The sequence below is a fragment of the Streptomyces sp. NPDC000345 genome (assembly GCF_042898825.1).
Classification (GTDB): domain Bacteria; phylum Actinomycetota; class Actinomycetes; order Streptomycetales; family Streptomycetaceae; genus Streptomyces.
This window is the reverse complement of sequence record NZ_JBIAZE010000011.1, coordinates 17,389-43,003: the sequence shown is the minus strand read 5'-3', so window position 1 is coordinate 43,003 and position 25,615 is coordinate 17,389. Positions and strand designations below refer to the sequence as shown.

The window sequence follows — 25,615 nt, the reverse complement described above, 5'->3', positions numbered from 1 at the left end:
CTCTCCCGTTCGGGCATGTGCATGACTTTGCCAACTCGTCATGCGCTACTTGTCGGTTGACTCCTGGCCCTCGGTCTTCGTGACCTCGGCGGTCTCCGTCGGCCCGGCCGCCTCCTCGGCGGACCCGGACTCCGCGACCTCCGCCGCCACCGCCGCCGACGTCTCCGCCGACTCCGCGAGGACCTCGTCCGCGACCAACTCCGCCGCCTCCTTGGCGACGGTCAGCAGGACGGTGTCCTGCGGAGCCTGGTCCGCGAAGCTCTCCGGGTGGTGGCAGGCGACCTGCTGGCCCGGCCGCAGCTCCACGAGCTTCGGCTCGGTCGTCCTGCAGATCTCCGTCGCCTTCCAGCACCGGGTGTGGAAGCGGCAGCCGCTCGGCGGCGAGATCGGCGAGGGCACGTCGCCCTTGAGCAGGATCCGCTCGCTCTTGGCGTTCCTGCGCCTCGGGTCCGGGATCGGCACCGCCGACATCAGCGCCTTGGTGTACGGGTGCATCGGCGTCCTGTAGAGCAGGTCGCGGTCGGCCAGCTCCACGATCTTGCCGAGGTACATCACCGCGATCCGGTCCGAGACGTGCCGGACGACCGACAGGTCGTGCGCGATGATCACGTACGTCAGGCCGAGCTCCTCCTGGAGGTCGTCGAGGAGGTTCACCACCTGGGCCTGGATCGACACGTCCAGCGCGGAGACCGGCTCGTCCGCCACGACCAGCTTGGGGTTCAGCGCGAGCGCGCGGGCGATGCCGATGCGCTGGCGCTGACCGCCGGAGAACTCGTGCGGGTAGCGGTTGTAGTGCTCGGGGTTGAGGCCCACCACCGACAGCAGCCGCTGCACTTCCTTCTTGATGCCGCCCTCGGGCGTCACGCCCTGCAGCTTGAAGGGAGCGCCGATGATCGTGCCGATGGTGTGCCGCGGGTTCAGCGAGGAGTACGGGTCCTGGAAGATCATCTGCACATCGCGGCGCAGCGGACGCATACCGCCCACCCCGAGGTGCGTGATGTCCTTGCCCTCGAACTCGACCTTGCCGCCGGTCGGTTCGAGCAGACGCGTGATCAGTCGGCCCATCGTCGACTTGCCGCAGCCGGACTCGCCCACGACGCCGAGCGTTTCGCCGGAGCGGACCTCGAAGTCCAGGCCGTCGACCGCGTGCACCGCCCCGACCTGCCGCTGGAGCAGGCCCTTCTTGATCGGGAAGTGCTTCTGGAGCCCGGTGACCTTCAGCAGCACCTCGCCGTCGGCACGGCGGCCGGCCGGGCCCTCGCTCTGCGCGGGAATCGTCACCGCTTTCTCGTCACTCACAGCTTCGGCGCAATCTCTTCGGTCCAGATACGCTCCCGCTGCTCCTTGCTCAGGTGGCAGGCCGCCCAGTGCCGGCTGCCGACCTCGGCGAGCTCGGGGCGGACGGTGCGGGTGACGTTGTCCTTCGGGAGGTCCGCGTACGGGCAGCGCGGGTTGAAGGCACAGCCGGACGGGACGTTGATCAGGGAGGGCGGAGAGCCCTTGACCGGGATCAGGCGGTCCTGCTGCTCGCGGTCCAGCCGCGGCATCGAGCCGAGCAGACCCCAGGTGTAGGGGTGGCGGGGCTCGTAGAACACCTTGTCGGCCGGACCCCGCTCGACGCAGCGGCCGCCGTACATCACCAGGATGTCGTCGGCCAGTTCGGCCACCACACCCAGGTCGTGGGTGATGATGATGATCGCCGAGCCGAACTCCTTCTGCAGATCCCGGAGCAGGTCGAGGATCTGCGCCTGGACGGTCACGTCCAGGGCGGTCGTCGGCTCGTCCGCGATGAGCAGCTCGGGGTTGTTCACCAGCGACATCGCGATCATCGCGCGCTGGCGCATACCGCCGGAGAACTCGTGCGGGTAGTTGTCGACCCGCTTGTCCGGCTGCGGGATGCCCACCCGGTCGAGCATCTCGACCGCGCGCCGCTTCGCGGTCTTTCTGTCGACGTCGTGGTGGATCCGGTAGGCCTCCACGATCTGCTGGCCGATCGTGTAGTACGGGTGCAGCGCCGACAGCGGATCCTGGAAGATCATCGCCATCTCGCGGCCGCGCAGCTTGCGCACGTGATCCGGGTCGGCCGAGAGCAGCTCGGTGCCGTTCAGCCAGATCTCGCCGGAGATCTGCGCCTTGCGCTTGCCGTACTGGCCGGCCGTGTGCAGGCCCATGATGCCGAGCGAGGTCACCGACTTGCCGGAACCGGACTCGCCGACGATGCCGAGGGTCTTCCCCTTCTCCAGCTGGAAGCTGAGCCCGTCGACGGACTTGACCAGGCCGTCGTCGGTGGGGAAGTGCACCTTGAGGTCGCGCACTTCGAGGAAGGCGCTCGGCGCGGGCGAAGCGGGGGTGGGCTCGCCCACGGCCGCTCCGCTCTTGCTGAGGTCGGTCATGCGAGCCTCACTCGGGGGTCGATCACGGCGTACAGGATGTCCACCACGAGGTTGGCGACGAGCACCGCGAGAGAAGTGATCAGGGTGACGCCCAGGATGATGGGCAGGTCCTGGTTCTTGATGGCGTTGAGCACGGCCTGGCCGAGGCCGGGCAGGTTGAACGCCGTCTCGGTCAGGATCGCGCCGCCGATGAGGGCACCGAGGTCCATGCCGAGCATGGTCAGCAGGGGCGTCATCGTGGAGCGCATGGCGTGCTTGCCGATGACGGTCCGCTCCGTGAGGCCCTTGGCGCGGGCGGTGCGGATGTAGTCCTCGCCGAGGATCTCCAGCATGGTGGCGCGGGTGATCCGCGCGTACATCGCGGCGTACAGGAAGGCCAGGGTGACCCACGGCAGGATCATGCCGCCGAACCAGCCGGAGAGGCTCTCGTCCAGGGGGACGAACTGTCCGTCGAACAGGTCCAGTCCGTAGACGAAGATCGACAGCGCGACCATGCCGGTGAAGTAGATCGGGAGGGAGACACCCGAGAGCGCGATGACCATCGCGCCGCGGTCCCACAGGCTGCCCCGCTTGAGCGCGGAGAGCACACCGGCCGACACACCCATGAGCAGCCACAGCACGGCGGCACCGAGCGCGAGCGCCAGGGTCACCGGGAAGCGGTCGGTCAGCACCGGCCAGACGGCCTGCTCACTGCGGAAGGAGTAGCCGAAGCAGGGCGCGGCGCAGTGGATGGTGTCGCCGCCGCCCGTGTAGGTGCGGCCGGCGAAGATGCCCTTGAAGAACTCCCAGACCTGGGCGTAGATCGGGTCGCCCAGGCCCAGCTTCTCGCGCACACCCTCGACGGCGGCAGGGTCGGCCTGCTTGCCCACGAAGCTCAGGGCGATGTCGACGCCCGCCCACTTGGGGATGAGGAAGAAGATGCCGAAGACCACCATGACGATGACCACGAGCATCACTGCGGCGGCGAACAACCGCCTGATGAGGTAAGCGAGCACAGCTCTCGGCCCGCCGCGGACCGCGGGCCACCGATGGGGTCCCTCCCACGCCTTGTGGGCGGTGGGGGACGTCCGGTGGCCCGCGATCACGCCGCGACGGCCTTCACCTGCCTTTCGTGCCGTTCGGCGGGTGTGCCGCGACTACTTCTTCGGGTTCTTCAGACCGAGGTTGACGAAGTCGTACTGACCGCTGTAGCCGTCGGTCGTGTAGACGTTCGCCAGGTTGTCCGAGCGCCAGTTGATGAACCGCTCGAAGACGAAGGGCAGGTAGTACGCGCCCTCCATCACCTTGTGGTTGATCTCCGTGGAGATCTTGGTCTTGCCGGCGTCGTCCAGCGTGGTGACGTACGAGGCGAACAGACCGTCGATGGTCTTGTCCTTGATGAGCGCGTAGTTGTTGTTACCGCTCTCCGAGATGTACTTGCTGCTCCACAGCGGCAGACCGAAGCCCTGCACGGACGGGAAGTCCGGACCCCAGCCCATGATGATGATGCCGTAGCCCTTCTTCTTCACGTTCGAGGGGCTGCCGATGATGCCGGCGGTCTGCGAACCGTCGTACTGGTCGATCTCGGCGGTGATGCCGATCTTCTTCAGCGACGCCTGCAGGGACTGGGCCGTGGCCACCTCGACCGGCTTGTTGTTGCGCACCGCGATGGTGGTCTTGAAGCCGTTCGGCTGACCGCAGGCCTTCAGGGCCTCCTTGGCCTTGGCCACGTTGCCGTTCTTGTTGGCGCCGGCCAGCTCGTACGGGTCGTACTTCTGACCCTCGGCACCCGGGACGGACGGGGGCAGCATGTTGGTGCCGATGTCGCCGCCGGCGACCGGGCCGCCACGGGCCGTCTGGAGCGAGACGTGGTCGGCACCGAGGATGACGGCCTTGCGGCACTCGATGTTGTCGAACGGCTTCACGCTCTGCGGGAAGACCGCGTAACGGACGTAGCCGGAGACCGGGTTGTCCAGGTTGGCCTTGTGCTGCTTCAGGGCGGTGGTGCGGCCCTGCGGCGACATGCCGGTCTGGTTGAGGTCCAGGTCCAGGTCACCGCTGATCAGACGCTGGTCCAGCTGGTTGGCGTCCGAGAAGAACTGGATCGTGATCTTGTCCGGGTAGGCCTTGCGGATCGGGTCCGAAGCCTGCGACCACTTGTCGTTGCGGACCAGGGTCAGGTCCTTGCCCGGGGCGTAGGACTCGAACTTGTACGGGCCGGAGGAGAACGGCTTCAGGCCGTACTTGGACTTGGTGTCCTTGTCCTGGCGGACCGGGGAGGCCGAGACGAGCGCCAGCATCTCCTCGAAGTCCGAGTTCGCCTGCGGCAGCTTGAAGACGATGGTCTTCTCGTCCGGCGTCTCGATGGCCTTCAGGCCGAGCTTGTCCTTGGAGGGGTCCTTGTAGGGACCCTTGTACTCGCCCTTGGGGTCGAGGACGTCCTTCAGGTACGTCGGGCCGCCGGCCAGCACGTCCTGCGCCCACACGCGCTCGATGCCGTACTTGATGTCCTGGGAGGTGATCGGCTTGCCGTCCTCCCAGGTGATGCCGTCACGCAGGGTGTACGTGTAGGTCTTGCCGTCGTCCGTGACCTTGGCGGTCGAGGTCGCGAGGTCCGGGGTGATCTCGGCACCCGCGGCGCCCGGCTCAGCCTTGTTCGTCACGAGCTGACGGCTGTAGTAGCGGGCGAAGTTCCACATCATGCCGTAGTAGCCGCGCGTGGTGTCCCACGAGTCGGCGTCCTGGGCGGCGCCGAACTTCAGCGTGCCGCCCTTCTTGGCAAGGGAGGCCTGGGCGACCTTGTTGTTCGCGGCGTCGAAGCCGGCGGCACCGGTGCTCGAACCCTTGCCGCTGTCGTCGTCGCCTCCGCCGCCGCACGCCGCCGTGGTCAGCAGCGCGGCGACCGCGGCGGCAGCGGCAAATGCCTGCTTCCGCCGCCCTGAGGTGCGTTGGGTAGTCACGATCTCGGATCCTCCGGATTTGATGAGAGACCCCGTGTCAGTGCCACGGGACGTTTGGGGTGCGGCAGTGGTGCGGGCCGTACTGCGGCGGTTCGTCGTGCTCTGGCGGCTCAGCGGGATGCCTTCGGGTCCAGCGCGTCCCGGACGCCGTCGCCGAAGAGATTGAAGGCCAGCACGGTGATGAAGATCGCCAGGCCGGGAACCACCATGTACATGGGGTCGGACTCGTAGTAGTCGATCGCGCTGGAGAGCATCTGGCCCCAGGAGGCGGTGGGCGGCTTGACGCCGACGCCCAGGAAGCTCAGGGCGGCCTCGGTGAGGATGTTGGTGGGGATCATCATCGTCGTGTAGACGACGATGGGCGCGACGAGGTTGGGCAGCAGCTCTTTGAACAGGATGTACAGCCGTCCGGCGCCCAGGGACCGGGCCGCCTCGACGTACTCGCGTTCGCGCAGGGAGAGCGTCTGGCCGCGCACCACGCGTCCGATGTAGGGCCAGCCGAAGAATCCGATGACCAGGATCATCACGAACACCCGCACGCTGGAACCGGTCAGCCCCAGGAGGTCGTTCGGCATGACGGAGACCAGCGCGATGATGAAGAGCAGCTGGGGGAAGGCGAGCAGGCCGTCCATGACGCGGCTGATCACGGAGTCGACCCAGCCGCCGAAGAAGCCGGCGAGGACGCCGAGGACGGTGCCGAGGATCACGGCGACGACCGCCGACAGGAAGCCGACCAGCAGGGAGATGCGGGCACCGTAGAGGATGCGCGCGAAGATGTCGCGGCCGTTGACCGGCTCGACGCCCAGCAGGTGCTCGCCGCTCATGCCGCCGAGGGAACCGGTCGGGGTGCCGAACAGCGGGTCGATGAGGTTCTCGTGATACTCGTTCGGGTCCTGGCCGAGCAGGCTCGTGATGACCGGGGCGAGCAGGGCGACCACGACGAGCAGGAGCACCACGATGCCGCCGGTCAGGGCGAGCTTGTCCCGCTTCAGGCGTTCCCAGGCGATCCGTCCCAGGGAACGGCCCTGTACGGCCTTGGCGCCGGCGGTGGCGACCGCCGCTTCTTCAGCCGCGCTCGGGGCCGCTTCCGCGGTCGGCTCGTGCAATGGTGCCGTCATCTGGCAGGGACCCCTCTCAACCGGCGGTGACCGGCGCGCACTTGCCGCTTGTAGCGGCGTGTTCAGTCCGTCGTACACGGGGACGAAGTCCCCTGGACCGGGAGTCTTCAACGCTTTGGCGATCTGTAGCCAGAGTTGGCGGCGAAAGGATGCGTAAACGTGATGCGGGTAGAGGGGTTCCGTTATCCGGACGGTGGGTAACGCGGGTCGGACGGCGACTTGTTGGGGCACATCCAATGAAAACCGGACAGAACGTCGCCATCTACGCGCGGAGAACTCCCGTCGGTGGCCTGCGCGGTCACCCGGCGGCCTCCGGAATCAGAACCTGCCGGCCGGCGGATAGCCGTAACCGCCCGCCGGTGCCTGGGCGGCGGGGACGTGGGCCTCACGGTCGTAGAACGGGCGGGCGTTGGCCCGCATCCACATCACGACCGGGTCGTGGTCGTCGGTCATGGCGACCGTCGACACCGGCAGCCCGTCCGGTACGGCGCCGATCGACTGCTGCATCATGGCCCGTACGGCGTCCACGGCCGGCGGGGAGGTGTCGTACACGTCGAGCCCGACCGCCAGGTAGGGCGCGCCCAGGGCCGGCTGCACCCAGGCGCGGCGCAACGCGCGGACCGCCGGGGTGCGGTGGGCGTTCTGCGCGAGCAGGGCGTAGAACTGGGGGATCTCGATGGCCGGTTCGGACAGCCGCAGGGGTCCGGCGGGCTGCCGGTCCAGGCCGGTCGCGATGCGGCGCAGATCCAGCCAGGGGATGCCGACGCCGCCGCCGGGGGCGTGCGGGTTCAGCCAGAGGCCGTAGTGGTCGGGATAGAGCGTGCGGGCGGCGTCGACGCCGTCGACCACCTCGTACGAGCGGTTCCAGCCGCTGGCGGAGAGTTCCTGGGCGGAGGTGACGCAGGGGGCGTAGCCGTGGCCGTCCACCTCCATGTTCCCGTACTGGGCGTCCGGGGAGCCGGCCTGACCCTGCCACAGGAGCATCCAGACCTGGCCGGAGGCAGGGGTCGCGAGCGCGCGCAGGAGGGCCTCGTAGGCGTCGTAGCGCCCGGGCGTGACCTGGCGCAGCATGTGCTCGACCTGTCCGGCCGCGATGCCGCTGGCGCTCACCGTTACCGCCCCTTCATCCGTGTTGCCCCGCGTATGGGAACAGCTTATGTGGAGCCGCCGACATCGACCGCTTCGGAGCTCGGGGGTTCTTGTCCCCGGCGGGCGCGGTCCGTTCCCGCGGAGTCGCTAGCGCACCCTCGTATAGAAGGGGCGGACCGTCTCCCGCATCCACTCCCCCACCGGATCCTGGGCCACGTCCAGCAGGATCAGGTTGACCGGCCACCGCACCGGGACACGGCCCATGGCCCGGCCCAGGGCGTCCAGGGGGAGTTCGCGGACGTCGCCTTCGAGGTGGGAGAGCTCGACGCCCACGAACATGACCGGGTCGGCCGTCTCGACGGCGGCGAGGCAGCGGCGGGCCGTGAGGACCACGCCCGTCGCCTCGAACTCGGCGCAGGCGGCGGCGAAGAAGTCCACCGGGTCGTCCTGCCAGTCGGGCTCGAAGAGGCGGACGCGGCCGCCGCTCGCGGGACCGTCCAGCACGGTGCGGCCCGCGCGGCACAACTCGGCCACGGCGGGCGGGGGCAGCGGTATGCCGATCACACCGTCCGGGTTGACGAGGATGCCGACCTGCGGGGGCAGCCCGCGGGCGAACTCCACCGCCGGGGCGATGGTGTACGACATGTGGGAGCCGACGACCTGGCGGAACTGTTCCTCGGAGCTGAACACCGGCACGTACGCCTGCCCCTCCAGCTCCACCGTGGGCAGGTCGAGCGGGCCGCTGTGCGGGCCGCCGCCGTTGGGCAGGGGCACCCAGACGAAGCTGCGGCCGAGCACCTCGACGATCCGGCCGCCGGCGCCCGGCATGCCGAGGGATGCGGAGAGCACCTCCTCCAACTCGTTGCCGGGCCATCCGCCGTGCGGATGGGGGTGCGCTTGCGCCGGGAAGTCCGGGGAGACCGGGAAGTCCGCCGGGGGGAAGTCCATCTGCCTACCGCCTGCTGGGAACCACTGCTGGGGCTGAAAGGCTAGCGGGTGCCCGGGGGCTTTCCTGCGCCCTCGCGGCCCCCGTCGCCCCTGTGGGTGTCAGGTCCTGTCCCCGCCCGTGAACCCGATCCGGCTCAGGGCGTCCGCCGCGTCGCGGTCGAGCAGGACCGCCGAGCCGATGCCGGCGGGCAGCCGGCCCTTCTCCACGGCGCGGATGAGCCGGGCGGCGGCCCTGCGGTGCCGCAGGAACGCGTACCGCGAGACGCCCCGGCCGCGTTCGCGCTGGCCCTCGATCGCCCTGTCCGGGGTGACGTCCAGGAGGAGCAGGTGCAGGGTGCCGCCGCGGCGGCGGGCCTCGCGGGCCAGCCAGTCGCGCACCCAGGACTGCGTACCGCAGTCGTGCACGACGACGCCCTCGCCGGTGCGCAGGGCGCGGCGCAGTCCGGCGTAGTGGGCGAGGCGGACCAGGGGGCGGTAGACGGCGTAGGGCAGGAGGCGGGGGGTCCGGGCGTCCCAGCGGTCGCGGGAGTCCTGGGAGTCGATGCGGATGCCCCGGACGGCGCGCCGCATGAGCGTGGACTTCCCGCTGCCGGGCAGACCGGTGACCACGACCAGGTCACGGGGGCCGAACAGCAGGCCGTGCGGGCTGTGCCCGGCCCGCTCGCGCAGGTCACGGACGACGGGCACGGTCTGCGGGCCGCACGCCTGGCGGGGCCGGCCCGTCGGCTGTGCGGGCAGCGCGGGCAGCGCGAGTGCCGAGGTCGTCGCGAAGGGCGTGGTCCTCGCCGTGGTCCTGTCCACCGTGATCGTCCTCCCCTGGGGTTCGGGTAAGTCCCTCATCCCCTTCCAGCGTAAAGAGAAGGTAATGCGCGGTGTCTCGCGTTTTCGTGCGCGTACCGACACAAGCCGGTTACAGATGCGGCCTGCCACGATCGGGTGAAGGCGTGCAATGATGTCCGCGCCAACTGCATACCGGCCGTTTGAATCCGCGCGGGAGAGTCCCCAGCAGCAGTTTTCGCCGGGGCGCCGAAGGAGCAAGTCCCTCCCTTGAATCTCTCAGGCCCCGTTACCGCGCGGGCGAGGCACATCTGAAAAGCGGGCCGCCGTTCCCGGTGGCCCCACCCAAGGTGCAAGCCGTGACCTGCGCTTCCTCGAGAAGCGGACGGTCATGGCGAACCTCTCAGGTTCCGATGACAGATGGGGAGGAACGACCTCGCCTGTCATGCCCTTGGGAGACGACCGACCGATGAGCAGTACCGCACTCCGTCACACCGCGCTCGATGCCCTGCATCGTGAGCTCGGCGCGACGATGACCGACTTCGCCGGCTGGGACATGCCCCTGCGCTACGGCTCCGAGCGCGACGAGCACACCGCCGTGCGCACCCGGGCCGGCCTCTTCGACCTCTCGCACATGGGCGAGATCACCGTCACCGGCCCCGAGGCCGCCGCCCTGCTCGACTTCGCCCTGGTGGGGAACATCGGGGGCGTCGCGACCGGCCGCGCCCGCTACACCATGATCTGCCGGGCCGACGGCGGCATCCTGGACGACCTGATCGTCTACCGGCTCGGCGAGACCGAGTACATGGTCGTCGCCAACGCCTCCAACGCGCAGGTCGTGCTGGACGCCCTCGTGGAGCGCTCCGCGGGCTTCGACGCGCAGGTGCGCGACGACCGGGAGGCCTACGCGCTGCTCGCCGTCCAGGGGCCGCAGTCCCCGGGGATCGTGAAGTCCCTCACCGACGCCGACCTCGACGGCCTGAAGTACTACGCGGGCCTGCCCGGCACGGTCGCCGGGGTCCCCGCGCTGATCGCGCGTACCGGGTACACCGGCGAGGACGGCTTCGAGCTGTTCGTGAAGCCGGAGCACGCCGTCGCGCTGTGGCAGGCGCTGACCGAGGCCGGCCGGGACGCCGGGCTCGTCCCGTGCGGTCTGTCCTGCCGGGACACCCTGCGCCTGGAGGCGGGCATGCCGCTGTACGGGCACGAGCTGTCGACCTCGCTGACCCCCTTCGACGCGGGCCTCGGGCGCGTGGTGAAGTTCGAGAAGGAGGGCGACTTCGTCGGCCGCGAGGCGCTGCTGGAGGCCGCCGAGCGGGCCGCCTCGAAGCCGCCGCGCGTGCTGGTGGGCCTGGTCGCCGAGGGCCGCCGGATCCCGCGCGCCGGGTTCTCCGTGGTCGCCGGCGGCGAGGTGATCGGCGAGGTCACCTCCGGTGCCCCTTCCCCCACCCTGGGCAAGCCGATCGCGATGGCCTACGTCGACGCCGCGCACGCGGCGCCGGGGACGCCGGGCGTCGGTGTCGACATCCGGGGCAGCCACGAGCCGTACGAGGTCGTGGCACTGCCGTTCTACAAGCGCCAGAAGTAGACACTGAGACCGTCGGGCACGTGACCCTGCGCACATCCGCGCTGTTCACGCCTGCCCCGAGCAGTCCCTCATTCATCAGCACTCCCCCGCGTACAGGAGAATTCAGGCCATGAGCAACCCCCAGGAGTTCCGCTACAGCAAGGAGCACGAGTGGCTGTCGGCCGCCGCGGACGGCGTCTCGACGGTCGGCATCACGGAGCACGCGGCCAACGCGCTCGGCGACGTGGTCTTCGTCCAGCTCCCGGAGGTCGGCGCCACGGTGACCGCGGGCGAGTCCTGCGGTGAGCTGGAGTCGACGAAGTCGGTCAGCGAGCTGTACTCGCCGGTCGACGGCGAGGTCGTCGAGGTCAACCAGGACGTCGCCGACGACCCGTCGCTGGTGAACTCCGCCCCCTTCGAGGACGGGTGGCTGTTCAAGGTACGCGTCACGGGCGAGCAGGCCGAGCTGCTGTCCGCCGACGAGTACACCGCCTACACCGCCGGCTGAGGACCAGATGACTGTTCTGAACACGCCCCTGCACGAGCTCGACCCGGAGATCGCCGCCGCGGTCGACGCCGAGCTGAACCGCCAGCAGTCCACGCTCGAGATGATCGCCTCGGAGAACTTCGCTCCGCTCGCGGTCATGGAGGCACAGGGCTCGGTCCTGACCAACAAGTACGCCGAGGGCTACCCGGGCCGCCGCTACTACGGCGGCTGCGAGCACGTCGACGTCGCCGAGCAGATCGCGATCGACCGGATCAAGGAGCTGTTCGGCGCCGAGTACGCCAACGTCCAGCCGCACTCGGGCGCCTCGGCCAACCAGGCCGCGCTGTTCGCGCTGGCCCAGCCCGGCGACACCATCCTGGGCCTGGACCTGGCGCACGGCGGCCACCTCACCCACGGCATGCGGCTGAACTTCTCCGGCAAGCAGTTCGACGTGGTCGCCTACCACGTGGACGCGGAGACCGGTCTGGTCGACATGGCAGAGGTCGAGAAGCTCGCCAAGGAGCACCGCCCGAAGGTGATCATCGCGGGCTGGTCGGCGTACCCGCGGCAGCTGGACTTCGCCGAGTTCCGCCGGATCGCCGACGAGGTCGAGGCGTACCTGTGGGTCGACATGGCGCACTTCGCGGGCCTGGTCGCCGCCGGTCTCCACCCCAACCCGGTGGAGTACGCGGACGTCGTCACCTCCACCACCCACAAGACGCTGGGCGGCCCGCGCGGCGGCGTCATCCTCGCGAAGAAGGACTTCGCGAAGAAGCTGAACTCCTCGGTCTTCCCGGGCTTCCAGGGCGGTCCGCTGGAGCACGTGATCGCCGCGAAGGCGGTCTCGTTCAAGGTCGCGGCCGGCGAGGACTTCAAGGAGCGCCAGCGCCGTACGGTGGAGGGCGCGCGGATCCTCGCCGAGCGTCTGACGGCCGCCGACGCCCGCGAGGCCGGCGTGGACGTCCTGTCCGGCGGCACGGACGTCCACCTGATCCTGGTGGACCTGCGCAAGTCCGAGCTGGACGGCCGGCAGGCCGAGGACCGGCTGCACGAGGTCGGCATCACCGTCAACCGCAACGCGGTCCCGAACGACCCGCGGCCGCCGATGGTCACCTCGGGCCTGCGGATCGGCACGCCCGCCCTGGCGACCCGCGGCTTCACGGCCGAGGACTTCGCGGAGGTCGCGGACGTGATCGCGCAGGCCCTCAAGCCGTCCTACGACGCGGAGTCCCTGAAGGCGCGGGTCAAGGCCCTGGCCGACAAGCACCCGCTGTACCCCGTTCTGAACAAGTAGTTCCTTTTCGCCGGGCGCCCCGCACACTCGTACGCGTACGGGTGAACGGGGCACCCGGTGAGAACCCCGTCTGCACCACCCGACGGACAGCGTCGTCCGCCGAAACCCTAGGAGTCTCCCGTGGCCATCTCGGTCTTCGACCTGTTCTCGATCGGCATCGGCCCGTCCAGCTCCCACACGGTCGGCCCCATGCGCGCGGCCCGCATGTTCGCGCGGCGACTGCGCAACGACGGTCTGCTGGACGCCGTCGCCTCGCTCCGCTGCGAGCTGTACGGCTCGCTCGGCGCCACCGGCCACGGCCACGGCACGCCGAAGGCGGTCCTGCTGGGCCTGGAGGGCTCCTCGCCGCGCACGGTGGACGTGGAGACGGCGGACGAGCGGGTGGAGCAGATCCGGCAGACGGGCCGGCTGAACCTGCTCGGCACGCACGAGATCCCGTTCTCCTTCGACGACGACCTGGTCCTGCACCGCCGCAAGGCCCTGCCCTACCACGCGAACGGCATGACGGTCTCGGCCCACGACGCCTCGGGCGCGGAGCTGCTCACGAAGACGTACTACTCGGTCGGCGGCGGCTTCGTCGTGGACGAGGACGCGGTGGGCGCGGACCGCATCAAGCTGGACGACACGGTCCTGAAGTACCCCTTCCGCACCGGCGACGAGCTGCTGCGCCTGACCGAGGAGACCGGCCTGTCGATCTCCTCCCTGATGCTGGAGAACGAGCGGGCCTGGCGCACGGAGGAGGAGATCCGGGCGGGCCTCCTCGACATCTGGCGGGTGATGCAGGCGTGCGTCTCGCGCGGCATGTCCCGCGAGGGCATCCTGCCGGGCGGTCTGCGCGTCCGCCGCCGCGCCGCGGTCACCGCCCGCCAGCTGCGGGCGGAGGGCGACCCGCTGGCCCACTCCATGGAGTGGATCACCCTGTACGCCATGGCGGTGAACGAGGAGAACGCCGCCGGCGGCCGCGTGGTCACGGCCCCCACGAACGGCGCGGCCGGCATCATCCCGGCGGTCCTCCACTACTACGTCAACTTCGTCCCCGGCGCGGACGAGGAGGGCGTGGTGAGGTTCCTGCTGGCCGCGGGCGCGATCGGCATGCTCTTCAAGGAGAACGCCTCCATCTCCGGCGCCGAGGTCGGCTGCCAGGGCGAGGTCGGCTCGGCCTGCTCGATGGCGGCGGGGGCCCTCGCCGAGGTCATGGGCGGCTCCCCCGAGCAGGTGGAGAACGCGGCCGAGATCGGCATGGAGCACAACCTGGGGCTCACCTGCGACCCGGTCGGCGGCCTGGTCCAGATCCCCTGCATCGAACGCAACGGCATGGCCGCGGTCAAGGCGGTCACCGCCGCCCGTATGGCGATGCGCGGCGACGGCTCCCACAAGGTGTCCCTGGACAAGGTCATCAAGACCATGAAGGACACGGGCGCGGACATGAGCGTGAAGTACAAGGAGACGGCCCGGGGCGGGCTGGCGGTGAACATCATCGAGTGCTGAGGCACCGGGCGAGGACACCGAGGACACGGGGGTGCGCGGGATGAGCGGGTCGGTCAGTGCCGTCAGCAGCAGCGGCACGTACTCCTTCACCAAGCCCCCTCGCGACAGCATCACGCTGGTCGCGGGGTTCGGGGTGGAGGGGGACGTGCATGCCGGGGCGACGGTGAAGCACCGGTTCCGGATGAGGAGGGATCCGTCGCAGCCGAATCTGCGGCAGGTGCACCTCATGCACGAGGAGCTGTTCGAGGAGGTACGGGCGGCCGGGTTCGAGGTGGGCGCCGGGCAGCTCGGGGAGAACGTGACGACCCGGGGACTGGATCTGCTCGGGCTGCCGGTCGGGGCGCGGCTGCGGCTGGGGGCGGAGGCGGTGGTCGAGGTGACCGGGCTGCGCAATCCCTGCGCGCAGATCGACGCCTTCCGGAAGGGGCTGATGAAGCAGGTCGCCGGGCGGGACGCGGACGGCCGGCCGGCCTTCCGGTCCGGGATCATGAGCGTCGTCCTGAGCGGGGGTGTGGTGCGGCCCGGGGACCCGATCACCGTCGAGTTGCCGAAGGGGCCGCACCGGCCGCTGGAGATCGTCTAGCCGCGTTGCGGGCCCGGGGCGGCCGGCTCTGAACGGGTCCTCCACCGGTGTGGCGTGCGCCGAACTCGCCGTCCTGGCCGGCGCCCGGCGCGTGGAGGGCTGCCTCTTCGGCAACGGGGAGCGCACCGCCGACGTCGATCCGGTGACCCTGGCCCTCACCCTCCGCGCCCAGGGCGTCGACGGGTGCAGCGTGCACGTCGAGCGCGGGGCGCGCGCGGGCCGGGGATGACGGAGGGGGCGCCCCCCACGGGACGCCCCCCTTCGTCCTACTTGCCCAGGTAAGCCCAGAACTCGTCGAACGACAGGACCTTGTCCCCGTTCAGGTCGCGGGTCTTGATGAGGGCCTCGGCGACCGACTCGGTGACGTTCCAGTCGCCCTGCTGGGCCAGGGCGGTCTTGAACTCGGCGGCGGTGATGAAACCGTCCCCGTCCGTGTCTATGCGCTGGAACTGCTTGCGTGCTTCTTCGATGTCGGCCACCGGTCCGCCCCTTTTTGTCGCGTTTATCTGTCGTGCTGGCGTAGTGCCGCAGGTCAGATTAACGGCCCGCCCGTGCGCGGAGTGCGGCGACCACCCGGCGAAGGCCTCCGCGCGCGGGTGCGCCGGCCGCCGGTTCACGCCGTACGCCGGTCCGGTGGTGAGACGTCCGGTGCCGTCATCGATCATGTGGGTGAGTCCCGGCCGTCCGGTGGCCGGAGACTCGAGGGGCGCGAAGGGAGTACGGGTGGAGACCTTGCGGGACGTTCTCGACGCGGCCGCGCGGGGTGTCTTCCCGCTGGACGACGGCGGTACGACGGTCGTGCCGCAGATGTCCCCGCGCGACGCGGGGGTCCTCGCCTTCACCGCGCACTCGGTGGTCTTCACGGACGAGGACCCCGCGTGGGTGCACGGCGAGCTGCGCCGCGCCGGCTGCGACCCCCTGTCCGCCTCGATGAACCCGCGGTTCCTGTCGGCCCTCATGGCGCGCACGGGGCGTACCGCCGAGACGATCGACGCGATGCTGGTGGGCTCCCCGCTGCCGGGCGAGCCGTCCGTGCGGCTGCGGGAGATCGAGGACCGGAGCCATCCCCGTATCCGCTACGCCCGCCGCCGGCGCGACGAGGTTCGCGTGTGGGCGGCGGACGGCGGGGTGCTGGTGACGGGCCGCGGGATCGGCGGCCGGCTGGAGGTGTCGGTCGAGGTGGACGGGCCGGTACGGCACCGGGGGCTCGGGCGGCTGCTGGTGACCGCCGCACGACAGCTCGCCGGCGAACCGGTGTGGGCCCAGGTCGCCCCGGGGAACGCCCGCAGCATACGGGCGTTCCAGGCGGCGGGGTACGTGCCCGTGGGCGCGGAGATCCTGCTGACCGCGTCCTAGCGGAAGATGCCGGTGTGGCCGAGGGAGTAGCGGCCGGGCTGGGGGTAGACGGCGAGGCCGTGGGGGCCGCTGCCGACGGGGATGCGGGCGAGCTGCCTGCCGGTGCGGGTGTCGAGGGCGTACACCTCGGCGTCGTAGCGCCCGGACAGCCACAGGACCCTGCCGTCCGCCGAGACGCCGCCCATGTCGGGGCTGCCGCCGTCGGGCAGCCGCCACTTCCTGGTGACCTTGTTCTGCGCGAAGTCGAAGACGGAGACGGTGCCCTCGCCCCGGTTGGAGACGTACATCTCGCGGGAGTCGCGGCTGACGTACAGCCCGTGGGTGCCCTTGCCGGTGTGCAGGAACCCCGGCTTGCCGAACGTGTCGCCTTCGACGATCCACAGGCCGTCGGCCTTCATGTCGGCGATGTAGAACCGCTTGCCGTCGGGCGAGATCTTCACGTCCTGCGGCATCGCGCCGTCGTAGGGGAGCTTCTGCTGCCCGACGACCTTCATCTTCTCGGTGTCGACCTTCAGCAGTTCGCCGCTGAACTCGCAGGACACGATGAAGTACCGCCCGTCGAGGGAGAAGTCGGCGTGGTTGACGCCGTAACAGGTGACCGGCTCGGTCCTGATCCGCTTCATGGTGTGCGGGTCGCGGAAGACGAGTTCGCGGTCGAGGGAGGCCATGACGACGGCGTATCTGCCGTTGGGGGTGAAGTAGAGGTTGTACGGGTCGTGCACCTCGACGGGCTCGCCCGCCTTCCCCGTCCTGGGGTCGATGGGGGTGAGGGTGTGTCCCCGGTTGTTGTTGACCCACAGGGTCTTCAGGTCCCAGGAGGGCACGACGTGCTGCGGCTGCCGCCCCACGTGCAGGGTCTCGATCACCTCGTACGTCTTCGGGTCGATGACGGAGACGGTGTCGGACTCGGTGTTGGGGACGTAGACGCGGGACGGGAAGTCCTTGACCACCGGGGAGAGCCGGCCCGGGCGGTCGGCGGCGTAGACGTCCTTGGGGTCGAGGACGGGCGGCATGCCGGGCAGCCCGTCGACGGCCGGCTTCCTCTTCACCGGAGCGGGGACGGCGGCCTTGGTGGTGGCCCGGCCGGAGCCGTCCGGGGACGGGGGCCCGCAGGCGGCGAGGGCGGTGAGAGCGGTGAGGGCGGCACCGGTGAGCAGGGCGCGGGTGAGGAGTGTGGGATGCATCAGCTGAGCAGCTCCGTGGTGGTGACCGCGCGCAGTCGGCGGCGGGCGAGTTCGTCCAGTACGGCGGGGAGCGCGGCGAGCGTGTCCGCGTACCCGAAGTGCAGGCTCACGACGGATCCGGCGCGGATCGTCCGCAGGACGTTGGCCGTGACGGCGGGGGCACCGGGTGAGGTGAAGTCGAGGGAGTCGACGTCGTAGGAGAGGACGTGGGGATAGCCGGCGTCACGGGCCAGCCGCTGCACGAGCGGGGAGGCGCGGGCGGTGCGGGAGGGCCGGAACCAGGTCCCGGCCGACCCGGTGAGCCGCTCGAGCCGTACGGCGCACTCGGTGATCTCGCTCCGTGCCTCCGCCTCGGACATGGCGTTGATGTCGAGGTGGCGGTGGGTGTGGTTGCCGAGGTCGTGGCCGCCGTCGAGGACGCGGCGGGCGAGGCCGGGGTGTTCGTCCAGCCAGGTCCCGACGGCGAGGACGGTGACCCGCGCCCCGTGCCGCTCGGCCTCCCCCAGGAGGGCCTCGGCGAGGGCCGGTTCCCCCTGGCCGTGGAAGGTGAGGGCGACGCGGGGCCGGTCGAGGGGGCCGTGGGTGATCTGGGCGGGCTGTCCTGGGTAGGCGCGGGCGGCCGGGACGGCGGAGGGGCTGGCGGCGGGAGGGGGCCCTGACGCGCGGCCGGCATCCCGGGGGACGGCGGTGGAGGCGGATCCGGACGAGGAGCCGGGGGACGCGCCGGACGAAGGCCCGGCGGAGGAGCCGGACGTGGAGCACGCGGCGGCGAACGCACCCCCGGCGACCAGCCCGGCACCCACCCGCAGCGCGGCACGGCGGTCGGTCGGAGTCACCCGCACCATTTAAGGGGCAAAGGGTAAGAAAAAGGGTCATTCATCCGCGTGGCGGGTGTGGACGACGTCGGGCGCCGGGTGATCCGGCACCCCCGGACCGCCCGGCGTGACACTCTGAAGCCCCATCGTGAAGGGCGGTCCCGTGCACCCACCGGCTCCCCGTGCCGCCCGCGCCACCGGGCGGTCGTTCCGGCTGAGCACCCTCCAGCGCGTGCTCCCCGTCGCCCTGGGCTTTCCGGGCGCCACGGTGGTGCTGTTCGTCTGCCGCACCGTCACCGGCGATCCGATGCGGGCGGCCGAGTGGGGGCAGTTGGCTGGCTGGTCCCTCTTCGGCGTCGCCGCCGTCGCGCTGCTCCGGCGCGACCGGGGCGCCCTGCTCACCGAGGACGCCCTGGTCGTCATGGACGGACGGCGCCGCCGCATCCCCTGGACCGGCATCAGCCGGCTGGAGGTCCGCCGCACCTTCGGCGTGAGCCAGGTGGTCGCCCACACCCGGGACGGCCGCCGTACGACGCTGCCCGCACCGATGTCCTTCCTCGACGCGCGGTTCGAGGAGAAGGCCCGGGAGCTGACGGAGTGGTGGCGGCAGAGACGGGGGCCAGGGGCCGCCGAGGACTGAGCCCGGCCCGACCGCCCTGACCGGCGGACCGCCTTCAGTGGCCGGCCGGACCTTCCTGACCGGCGGACCGCCGTCAGCGGTCCGCCACCCGCATCTCGAACCAGGTCGTCTTTCCGCGCGGCAGCAGGTCCACGCCCCACCGGTCGGAGAGCTTGTCGACGAGGAAGAGGCCGCGGCCGCTGACGTCCAGTTCCTGGACCGGCATCAGACAGGGCAGCCCGCGGGAGGGGTCGCGGACCTCGACGCGGATCCAGCCGCGGCGGCGGCGCAGCCTGAGGCCGAAGACCCGGGCACCGGTGTGCCGTACGGCGTTGCCGACGAGTTCGGAGACGAGGAGGACCGCGTCCTCCGTCATCTTGGGGCTCAGTCCCCACTGGCGCAGGACGACGACCTGGGTGAGGCGACGGGCCGTGGCGGCCGACTCGGGACGGGAGGGGAGCGGAACCTCACCCTCCGTGGGGTTGCCGAACAACTCCAGTGCCTTGAGCGCCCGTTCGTCCTCGACCGCAGGCGACCAGCGTGCCGCGGCCACACGCCCGTGCCCCCGCGGCTGTTCGAAACCCTCCAGCCCCGCCATGCCCCCATCATGGCCGCCCGGGGCGCCCTTGGGGGCCGTTCCGCCGGAATACGCCCCCCGCGCGACCCCCTTCGGCAGGATGCTTCCGGCATGTGCCAGAGGCATTCCGGTGCCCCTCAAAGCCGCTCCGACCTGCGACGACGGCCACCTTCAGGGTATTCGCCGGGCTCCCTCGACAAGGCGGGCTTAAGGCTGCCTTAAGGTCCCCATAAACCGCCCCATCGAGGGACCGCCGATGAGACATCCCGTCAACTGCAAGTGGTTACGGCCATATTCAAAGAGACATGCGTCACAGCATCAAGGAGAGATGTCTCACAGGAACTTGGCCTTGCCCGGCCCTTCCTCGACGAAGCTCCGCATGCCGATCTCGCGGTCGGCGGTGGCGAACAGGCCCGCGAACCAGTTGCGTTCGACGGCGAGACCGGTGTCGATGTCCGTCTCCAGTCCGGTGTCGATCGACTCCTTGGCCGCCCGCAGCGCGATCGCCGGGCCCTGCGCCAGCTTCGCGGCCCACGCGTGCGCCTCCGTGTAGACCTCGGCCGCCGGGACCACCCGGTCCACCAGGCCCAGGGTCAGCGCCTCGTCCGCCTTGACCATCCGGCCGGTGAAGATGAGGTCCTTCGCCTTGGAGGGGCCGACCAGGCGGGACAGGCGCTGGGTGCCGCCGGCGCCGGGGATCAGGCCGAGCAGGATCTCCGGCTGGCCCAGCTTGGCGTTGTCGGCCGCGATCCGGAAGTCGGCGCACAGCGCGAGCTCGCAGCCGCCGCCCAGGGCGTACCCCGTCACGGCCGCCACGACCGGCTTCGGGATACGGGCCACCGCCGTGAAGGAGTCCTGCAGGGCGCGGGCGCGCAGGACCATCGCCGTGTGGTCCATGTCCTGCATCTCCTTGATGTCCGCGCCCGCCGCGAACACCTTCTCCCCGCCGTACAGGACGACCGCGCGGACGTCGTCCCGGCGGGTCGCCTCCTCGGCCAGTTCCTTGAGCCGGTCCTGCGTGGCGACGTCCAGGGCGTTCATGGGCGGGCGGTCGAGGCGGATCGTGCCGACGCCTTCGGCGACTTCGAGATGTACGGTCATGGGCAGCAGGTTAACGGGGACTAACGGCAACCGGCCCGGTGCGGTCGATCACACTCTGCCGGGGTCCGGGGCCGTCCTGCGGGCTGGCACCGCACGAGCACCGACGACAAGGGGCCCGGTGCCGTGGGTCACGGCGCCGGGCCCCCGCGGACGGCCTACTTCTTCCAGTCCGCCCACGGGATGTTCCAGCCGTTGAGGCCGTTGGCGGGGTCGACCGTCGGGTCGGTGGAGTTCTTGACGACCACCACGTCGCCGACCATCGAGTGGTTGAAGAACCACGCCGCCGGGACACCGCTGTCGTAGCCGCCGCGCACGTCGCGCAGGCCTATGCAGCCGTGGCTGGCGTTGTAGTTGCCGAAGGCGTCGCCGCCCCAGTAGTTGCCGTGCACGAAGGTGCCGGAGTTGGTCAGCCGCATGGCGTGCGGGACGTCCTTGATGTCGTACTCGCCGTCGTAGCCGACGGTGTCGCCGTTCATGCGGGTCACCGTGAACTTCTCACTGATGACCATCTCGCCGTTCCAGGTGGCGTAGCCGGGCTTGCCGGTGGTGACCGGCAGGGTCTTGACGACCTTGCCCTCCTGCATGACCTTCATGGTGTGCTTCTTGGCGTCCACGACGGACACCTGGTTGCGCCCGATGGTGAAGGACACCGTCTTGGACTGCTTGCCGTAGACGCCCTTGCGTCCCTCGACGCCGTCGAGGTTCAGCTTCACCGTGACCTTGGTGCCGGCCTTCCAGTACTCCTCGGGCCGGAAGTCCAGACGGTCGTTGCCGAACCAGTGGCCCGCGACGTCCACGGCCGGCTCGGTCTTGATCTGGATGGCGTTCTCGACGTCGTCCGGCTTGGTGATGCCCCGGGTGAAGCGGACCGAGAACGGCATGCCGACGCCGACGGTGGAGCCGTCCTCGGGCGTGAAGTTGCCGATGAAGGTGTTCTGCGGGCTCAGCGTGGTGAAGGAGGAGTCCTCGGCGGCCGTACGGCCCGCGGAGTCCTTGGCCACGGCGTGCACCTGGTACTTCGTCGACGCCGCGAGGTGCGTGGCGGGCGTCCAGCCGCTGCCGTCGGCCGAGATCGTGCCCTCGATCTTCGCGCCCTCGTCGTCCTCGACGGTGACCTCGGTCAGCTTGCCCTTGCTCGCGGTGACCTTCAGGACGCCGCTGGTGTCGACGTCCTTGGCCCCGGTCTTCGGGGCGATGGTCACGACCGCCTCCGACTGCTTGCTCTCCGCGGCAGCGGTGCTGCCCTGGTCGCCCTTGCCCTTGGCGTCGGCACCGGAGCCCGAGTCCCCGCCCCCGCCGCATGCGGTGACGGCGAGCAGCATCCCGCCGACGATCAGCGCCAACCGCCTGTTGCGGCCGCGTCGGCGCCCGCCAACCGACGCCCCCCGTATCGGTCGCACGTTCAAGTCTTTCTCCCCTCCCGGGCCTGGTCAGGCCCCCACCCCCGCGCGTCCCGCGCGATCATTTGCGCATATTAACCGCACGGTTTTGAGCTGCGTGTCAGGTGAATGTCACCGTTCTGTCGCAACTTGGACCATGGTCGCGCGGGGATGGTTGCACGGGGAGGAGAGGTCATTCCCGCGCGTTCCCGGCCGTCCACTCCTCCCAGCTCATGTTCCAGCCGCCGAGCCCGTTGTCGGGGGCGACCTCCTTGTCCCTGCTGTGGACGACCTCGACGACGTCCCCGACGAGCGAGCGGTCGAAGAACCAGCCCGCGGGGGTGTCCGAGCTGCCGCCCTTGGTGTCCATCAGACCCACGCACCCGTGACTGACGTTGACGTTCCCGAAGACGTCCGGCTCCGCCCAGTAGTTGCCGTGCAGGAAGGTGCCGGACTCCGTCAGACGCATGGCGTGCGGCACGTCCGGGATGTCGTACTCGCCCTTGCCGTTCTTCTTCTTGAAGCCGACCGTGGCCCCGTTCATCCGGGTCAGTTCGAGCATCTCGGTGACGACCATCTTCCCGTTGTAGGTCGTCGTCTTCGGTGCCCCGGCCGTGACGGGGACGGTGGCGATCAGCTCGTCCTCCCGCCACACCTTCATCGTGTGCCTCGCCGCGTCGACGAGGGAGACCTGGCTGCGCCCGACGGTGAAGGAGAACGTCTTGTACTGCAGCCCGTAGACCCCCGGCGCCCCTTCCACGTCCCGCAGTCGCAGCGCGACCGTGACCCTGGTGCCGGGCTTCCAGTACGCCTGGGGGCGGAAGTCGAGCCGCGAGCCGCCGAACCAGTGCGGCCTGATCTCCACGGCCGGCTCGGCGGTGACCCGGACGGCGCGCTCGACGGCCGCCCGGTTCTCGATCTCCCGGTTGAAGTCCAGGGAGACGATCATCCCGGTGCCGACGGTCGAACGGTTCTCGGGGGTGACGTACCCGATGAAGCGCTCCTCGGGGACGTACGTGGTGAAGGTGGTGTGGCGGGCCGAGCGGTCGCCGTCGCCGTCGAGGGCCACCACGTCGACCGTGTAGCGGGCGGCGAGCGCGAGCCGGCCGTCGTCCGGCCGCCAGCTGCGTCCGTCGGCGGAGATCCGGCCGGGCACCTCCGACTCCTGGGCGTCCTGCGACTTCACCACTTTCACCGACTCCAGGCGCCCGTCCGGCACCCGCACCCGCAGCCCCTCCCCCGGGCGCACGCCCTTCGCGCCGTCCCGCGGGGTCACCCGGACGGCGTCCTCGGAGGCCGCCGGTTTGTCCATCATCCGGTCGAGCCCGCTCCCGCCGTCGCCCGTGCAGCCTGCGGCCCCGGCCAGGAGTCCTGCCCATGTCACTACGGCGGCCACTGCGACCCCCGCGCGCCGTGCGCGCCCTTGTACGTGCCTCACGGCGTGCCCAACGACCGGGTGCGCCCCGGGGAAACGTGAGTGCGAGGCGCGCTCTGGGCAGAACAGGGGGAGGACGACAGCGCGGGGCGGCAGCGGCCGGGACGCCGTACTCCCGCCCCGTACGTCGTACCCACGAGCCGCGGGAGGCTGAACGGTGTCCAGCGCAGCCGAGCAGAAGGCGGTGGCGGAGGAACGCGCCACGCCGGACACCCGTGTGAACGGGGTGTCCCAGAAGGTGCCCGGCGTGCCCGTCCGCCCGGGCGCGCCCACCCCGCTCGGCGCCCGGTTCCGGGTCGGCCCGGACGGGGTCGCGGGCACGAACTTCGCCCTGTGGGCGGGCGGGGCGGAGGCGGTCGAGCTGTGCCTGTTCGACGAGGCCGGCCGGGAGACGCGCGCCGCCCTGACCGAGCTGACGCACGAGATCTGGCACGGTTTCGTGCCGGGCGTGATGCCGGGGCAGCGCTACGGCTTCCGGGTGCACGGCCGCTGGGACCCGTGGACCGGGGGCCGATGGAACCCGGCGAAGCTGCTCCTCGACCCCTACGCCCGCGCGGTCGACGGCGAGTTCGGCCTTCCGCCCGAGGTGTACGGGCACGTCCGGGACTGGCCCCAGCAGCAGGTCGCGGACACGGTGCGCGACGAACGGGACTCGGCGCCGTACGTCCCGAAGGGTGTCGTCGTCCACGACGACGCGCCCGACGACGAGTGGGCGTACGACCGCCGCCCGAAGACGCCCTGGGCGGACTCGGTCATCTACGAGCTGCACGTCAAGGGCTTCACCCGGCTGCACCCGGACATCCCGGAGGAACTGCGCGGCACCTATGCGGGACTGGCGCATCCGGCGGCGGTCGAGCACCTGGTGAAACTGGGCGTGACGGCGGTGGAACTGCTCCCGGTCCACCAGTTCGCGCACGAGGACCATCTGCTGCGCCGCGGTCTGAAGAACTACTGGGGCTACAACTCCATCGGCTATTTCGCCCCGCACGCCGCGTACGCCTCCTCCGGTACGACGGGACAGCAGGTCGGCGAGTTCAAGCGGATGGTGCGGGCGCTGCACGCGGCCGGGATCGAGGTCATCCTCGACGTGGTCTACAACCACACGGCGGAGGCGGGCGAGCTGGGCCCCACGCTGTCCCTGAAGGGCATCGACAACCGCGGCTACTACCGGCTGCAGTCGGACGCCCGCCGGTACGCGGACTACACGGGCTGCGGGAACACACTGCACGTGGTGCAGCCGCACGTCCTGCGGCTGATCACCGACTCGCTGCGCTACTGGGTGACGGAGATGGGGGTGGACGGCTTCCGCTTCGACCTGGCCGCCGCCCTGGCCCGCTCCATGCACGACGTGGACATGCTGTCGCCGTTCCTGGCGGTGATCGCGCAGGATCCGGTGCTGCGGCGGGTGAAGCTGATCGCGGAGCCGTGGGACGTGGGGTCCGGGGGGTACCAGGTCGGGGCGTTTCCGCCCCTGTGGACCGAGTGGAACGACCGCTACCGCAACGCCGTGCGCGACTTCTGGCGGCACGCGCTGCCGGACGTACGGGAGATGGGCTACCGCCTGTCGGGCTCCAGCGACCTGTACGCCTGGGGCGGCCGCCGCCCGTACGCCTCGGTCAACTTCGTCACGGCCCACGACGGCTTCACGCTCCGCGACCTCGTGTCGTACGAACGCAAGCGCAACGAGGACAACGGCGAGGGGAACCGGGACGGCACGGACGACAACCGCGCGTGGAACTGCGGGGCGGAGGGGGAGACGGACGACGAGCGGGTACGGGCGCTGCGGCGCCGCCAGTTGCGCAACCTGCTCACGACGCTGCTGCTGTCGACGGGGGTGCCGATGCTCGTCGCGGGGGACGAGCTGGGCCGCACCCAGGGAGGCAACAACAACGCGTACTGCCAGGACAACGAGATCAGCTGGCTGGACTGGAGCCTGCTGGCGGAACCGGGCTGGAAGGCCCTGTTCGACCTGACCTCCCGGCTGATCGCCCTGCGTCACCGCCACCCCGTGCTGCGCCGGCGCGCCTTCTTCTCCGGCCGGGCCCACTCGGCGGACGGGCTGCGGGACCTGGCCTGGTTCACGGCGCGGGGCGCGGAGATGACGGAGGGCGACTGGTACGCCCCCGCCGCCACCCTCGGCATGTACCTCTCCGGCCGTGACATCCCCGGCCGCGACGAACGCGGCGCCCCGATCACCGACGACAGCTTCCTCGCCGTCCTGCACGCCGGTGACCGGCCGGTGAGCTTCGTCCTGCCGGGGCCGCCGTGGGCGGAGCGCTACGAGGTGGTCGTCGACACGTCGAGGGAACAGCAGGACGAGGCCCCGGGGGTCGTCCACCGGGCGGGGGCGGCGGTCACGGTGCCGGCGCGGGCGGTGATGCTGCTGCGGGTGGCGGGGTGATCCCGGGACCGTCCGAGATTCACCCGGACGAGGGTACGGCCCGTCGAACGCGCAGGTCGTAGGAC

The 25,615-nt window shown here is 70.6% G+C and carries 23 protein-coding genes, 1 pseudogene and 1 riboswitch; of the genes and pseudogenes, 9 read left to right on the top strand and 15 right to left on the bottom strand.

Annotation, left to right across the window (positions count from 1 at the left end):
• Window positions 1-45: 45 nt before the first annotated feature.
• The 8 genes from ACFY30_RS25540 to ACFY30_RS25505 form a co-directional block, all read right to left on the bottom strand.
• Entirely contained in the window at window positions 46-1,299 is a 1,254-nt protein-coding gene (locus ACFY30_RS25540) for an ABC transporter ATP-binding protein (RefSeq protein ID WP_390847469.1), read from the bottom strand.
• The gene (locus ACFY30_RS25535; RefSeq protein WP_390847468.1) at window positions 1,296-2,393 is read right to left on the bottom strand and encodes an ABC transporter ATP-binding protein; all 1,098 of its coding nucleotides are present in this window, start codon (window positions 2,391-2,393) and stop codon (window positions 1,296-1,298) included. The genes ACFY30_RS25540 and ACFY30_RS25535 overlap by 4 nt, the downstream gene beginning before the upstream one ends.
• Entirely contained in the window at window positions 2,390-3,388 is a 999-nt protein-coding gene (locus tag ACFY30_RS25530) for an ABC transporter permease (protein WP_390847467.1), read from the bottom strand. The genes ACFY30_RS25535 and ACFY30_RS25530 overlap by 4 nt, the downstream gene beginning before the upstream one ends.
• Window positions 3,389-3,529: 141 nt before the next feature.
• Window positions 3,530-5,332, bottom strand: coding sequence for an ABC transporter substrate-binding protein (locus ACFY30_RS25525; RefSeq protein ID WP_390847466.1), 1,803 nt, complete (start codon window positions 5,330-5,332; stop codon window positions 3,530-3,532).
• Window positions 5,333-5,442: 110 nt separating this feature from the next.
• Window positions 5,443-6,450 carry an ABC transporter permease gene (locus ACFY30_RS25520; RefSeq protein ID WP_390847465.1) on the bottom strand — a complete coding sequence of 336 codons (1,008 nt, stop codon included), beginning with the start codon at window positions 6,448-6,450 and terminating at the stop codon, window positions 5,443-5,445.
• A gap of 318 nt (window positions 6,451-6,768) precedes the next feature.
• Window positions 6,769-7,560, bottom strand: a complete 792-nt coding sequence (locus tag ACFY30_RS25515) for an enhanced serine sensitivity protein SseB C-terminal domain-containing protein (protein ID WP_390847464.1) — start codon at window positions 7,558-7,560, stop codon at window positions 6,769-6,771.
• Window positions 7,561-7,686: 126 nt separating this feature from the next.
• The gene (locus ACFY30_RS25510; protein WP_390847463.1) at window positions 7,687-8,487 is read right to left on the bottom strand and encodes an enhanced serine sensitivity protein SseB; all 801 of its coding nucleotides are present in this window, start codon (window positions 8,485-8,487) and stop codon (window positions 7,687-7,689) included.
• Window positions 8,488-8,586: 99 nt separating this feature from the next.
• On the bottom strand, window positions 8,587-9,327 hold the full coding sequence (locus ACFY30_RS25505; protein WP_390847462.1) for an AAA family ATPase: 741 nt from the start codon (window positions 9,325-9,327) through the stop codon (window positions 8,587-8,589).
• Window positions 9,328-9,468: 141 nt separating this feature from the next.
• Window positions 9,469-9,569, top strand: a riboswitch (glycine riboswitch).
• A 164-nt stretch (window positions 9,570-9,733) separates the two neighbouring features.
• Between ACFY30_RS25505 and gcvT the strand changes: the two genes are divergently transcribed.
• The 6 genes and pseudogenes from gcvT to ACFY30_RS25475 all read left to right on the top strand — a co-directional run.
• A complete protein-coding gene (gene gcvT / locus ACFY30_RS25500; protein WP_390847461.1) occupies window positions 9,734-10,852 on the top strand; it encodes a glycine cleavage system aminomethyltransferase GcvT in 1,119 nt (372 codons plus the stop codon).
• Window positions 10,853-10,961: 109 nt separating this feature from the next.
• Window positions 10,962-11,339 (top strand): glycine cleavage system protein GcvH, encoded by a 378-nt coding sequence (gcvH, locus tag ACFY30_RS25495; RefSeq protein WP_390824633.1) that lies wholly within the window; start codon window positions 10,962-10,964, stop codon window positions 11,337-11,339.
• A gap of 7 nt (window positions 11,340-11,346) precedes the next feature.
• Window positions 11,347-12,612 (top strand): serine hydroxymethyltransferase, encoded by a 1,266-nt coding sequence (glyA, locus tag ACFY30_RS25490; RefSeq protein ID WP_390847460.1) that lies wholly within the window; start codon window positions 11,347-11,349, stop codon window positions 12,610-12,612.
• A 120-nt stretch (window positions 12,613-12,732) separates the two neighbouring features.
• Entirely contained in the window at window positions 12,733-14,100 is a 1,368-nt protein-coding gene (locus ACFY30_RS25485) for an L-serine ammonia-lyase (RefSeq protein ID WP_390847459.1), read from the top strand.
• A 40-nt stretch (window positions 14,101-14,140) separates the two neighbouring features.
• On the top strand, window positions 14,141-14,683 hold the full coding sequence (locus tag ACFY30_RS25480; protein WP_390847458.1) for an MOSC domain-containing protein: 543 nt from the start codon (window positions 14,141-14,143) through the stop codon (window positions 14,681-14,683).
• Window positions 14,684-14,714: 31 nt separating this feature from the next.
• Window positions 14,715-14,864 (top strand): annotated as a pseudogene (locus ACFY30_RS25475) (2-isopropylmalate synthase); the annotation flags it as partial.
• 85 nt (window positions 14,865-14,949) lie between these two features.
• Here ACFY30_RS25475 and ACFY30_RS25470 read toward each other — a convergent pair.
• Complete coding sequence (locus ACFY30_RS25470) at window positions 14,950-15,162, bottom strand: EF-hand domain-containing protein (RefSeq protein ID WP_390661433.1); 213 nt, start codon at window positions 15,160-15,162, stop codon at window positions 14,950-14,952.
• Between the two features lie 244 nt (window positions 15,163-15,406).
• Between ACFY30_RS25470 and ACFY30_RS25465 the strand changes: the two genes are divergently transcribed.
• Window positions 15,407-16,039, top strand: a complete 633-nt coding sequence (locus tag ACFY30_RS25465; RefSeq protein ID WP_390847457.1) for a GNAT family N-acetyltransferase — start codon at window positions 15,407-15,409, stop codon at window positions 16,037-16,039.
• On the opposite strand, the gene ACFY30_RS25460 is transcribed toward ACFY30_RS25465, so the two are convergent.
• On the bottom strand, window positions 16,036-17,223 hold the full coding sequence (locus tag ACFY30_RS25460) for a PQQ-binding-like beta-propeller repeat protein (protein WP_390847456.1): 1,188 nt from the start codon (window positions 17,221-17,223) through the stop codon (window positions 16,036-16,038). The two genes, ACFY30_RS25465 and ACFY30_RS25460, sit on opposite strands and share 4 nt — an antisense overlap.
• Window positions 17,223-18,059 carry a polysaccharide deacetylase family protein gene (locus ACFY30_RS25455; protein ID WP_390847454.1) on the bottom strand — a complete coding sequence of 279 codons (837 nt, stop codon included), beginning with the start codon at window positions 18,057-18,059 and terminating at the stop codon, window positions 17,223-17,225. The genes ACFY30_RS25460 and ACFY30_RS25455 overlap by 1 nt, the downstream gene beginning before the upstream one ends.
• A gap of 142 nt (window positions 18,060-18,201) precedes the next feature.
• On the opposite strand from ACFY30_RS25455, the gene ACFY30_RS25450 reads away from it, so the two are divergent.
• Window positions 18,202-18,678 carry a hypothetical protein gene (locus ACFY30_RS25450; RefSeq protein ID WP_390847453.1) on the top strand — a complete coding sequence of 159 codons (477 nt, stop codon included), beginning with the start codon at window positions 18,202-18,204 and terminating at the stop codon, window positions 18,676-18,678.
• A 73-nt stretch (window positions 18,679-18,751) separates the two neighbouring features.
• On the opposite strand, the gene ACFY30_RS25445 is transcribed toward ACFY30_RS25450, so the two are convergent.
• The 4 genes from ACFY30_RS25445 to ACFY30_RS25430 all read right to left on the bottom strand — a co-directional run bounded on the left by ACFY30_RS25445 (window position 18,752) and on the right by ACFY30_RS25430 (window position 23,152).
• The gene (locus ACFY30_RS25445; RefSeq protein ID WP_390661438.1) at window positions 18,752-19,255 is read right to left on the bottom strand and encodes an ATP-binding protein; all 504 of its coding nucleotides are present in this window, start codon (window positions 19,253-19,255) and stop codon (window positions 18,752-18,754) included.
• Window positions 19,256-19,567: 312 nt separating this feature from the next.
• Entirely contained in the window at window positions 19,568-20,335 is a 768-nt protein-coding gene (locus ACFY30_RS25440; protein WP_390847452.1) for an enoyl-CoA hydratase/isomerase family protein, read from the bottom strand.
• A 155-nt stretch (window positions 20,336-20,490) separates the two neighbouring features.
• The gene (locus tag ACFY30_RS25435) at window positions 20,491-21,741 is read right to left on the bottom strand and encodes an Ig-like domain-containing protein (protein ID WP_390847451.1); all 1,251 of its coding nucleotides are present in this window, start codon (window positions 21,739-21,741) and stop codon (window positions 20,491-20,493) included.
• Between the two features lie 166 nt (window positions 21,742-21,907).
• Entirely contained in the window at window positions 21,908-23,152 is a 1,245-nt protein-coding gene (locus ACFY30_RS25430; RefSeq protein ID WP_390847450.1) for an Ig-like domain-containing protein, read from the bottom strand.
• A gap of 154 nt (window positions 23,153-23,306) precedes the next feature.
• Here ACFY30_RS25430 and glgX point away from each other — a divergent pair, with 154 nt between their 5' ends.
• Window positions 23,307-25,550 carry a glycogen debranching protein GlgX gene (gene glgX / locus ACFY30_RS25425; RefSeq protein WP_390847449.1) on the top strand — a complete coding sequence of 748 codons (2,244 nt, stop codon included), beginning with the start codon at window positions 23,307-23,309 and terminating at the stop codon, window positions 25,548-25,550.
• The last annotated feature ends 65 nt before the right edge of the window (window positions 25,551-25,615 follow it).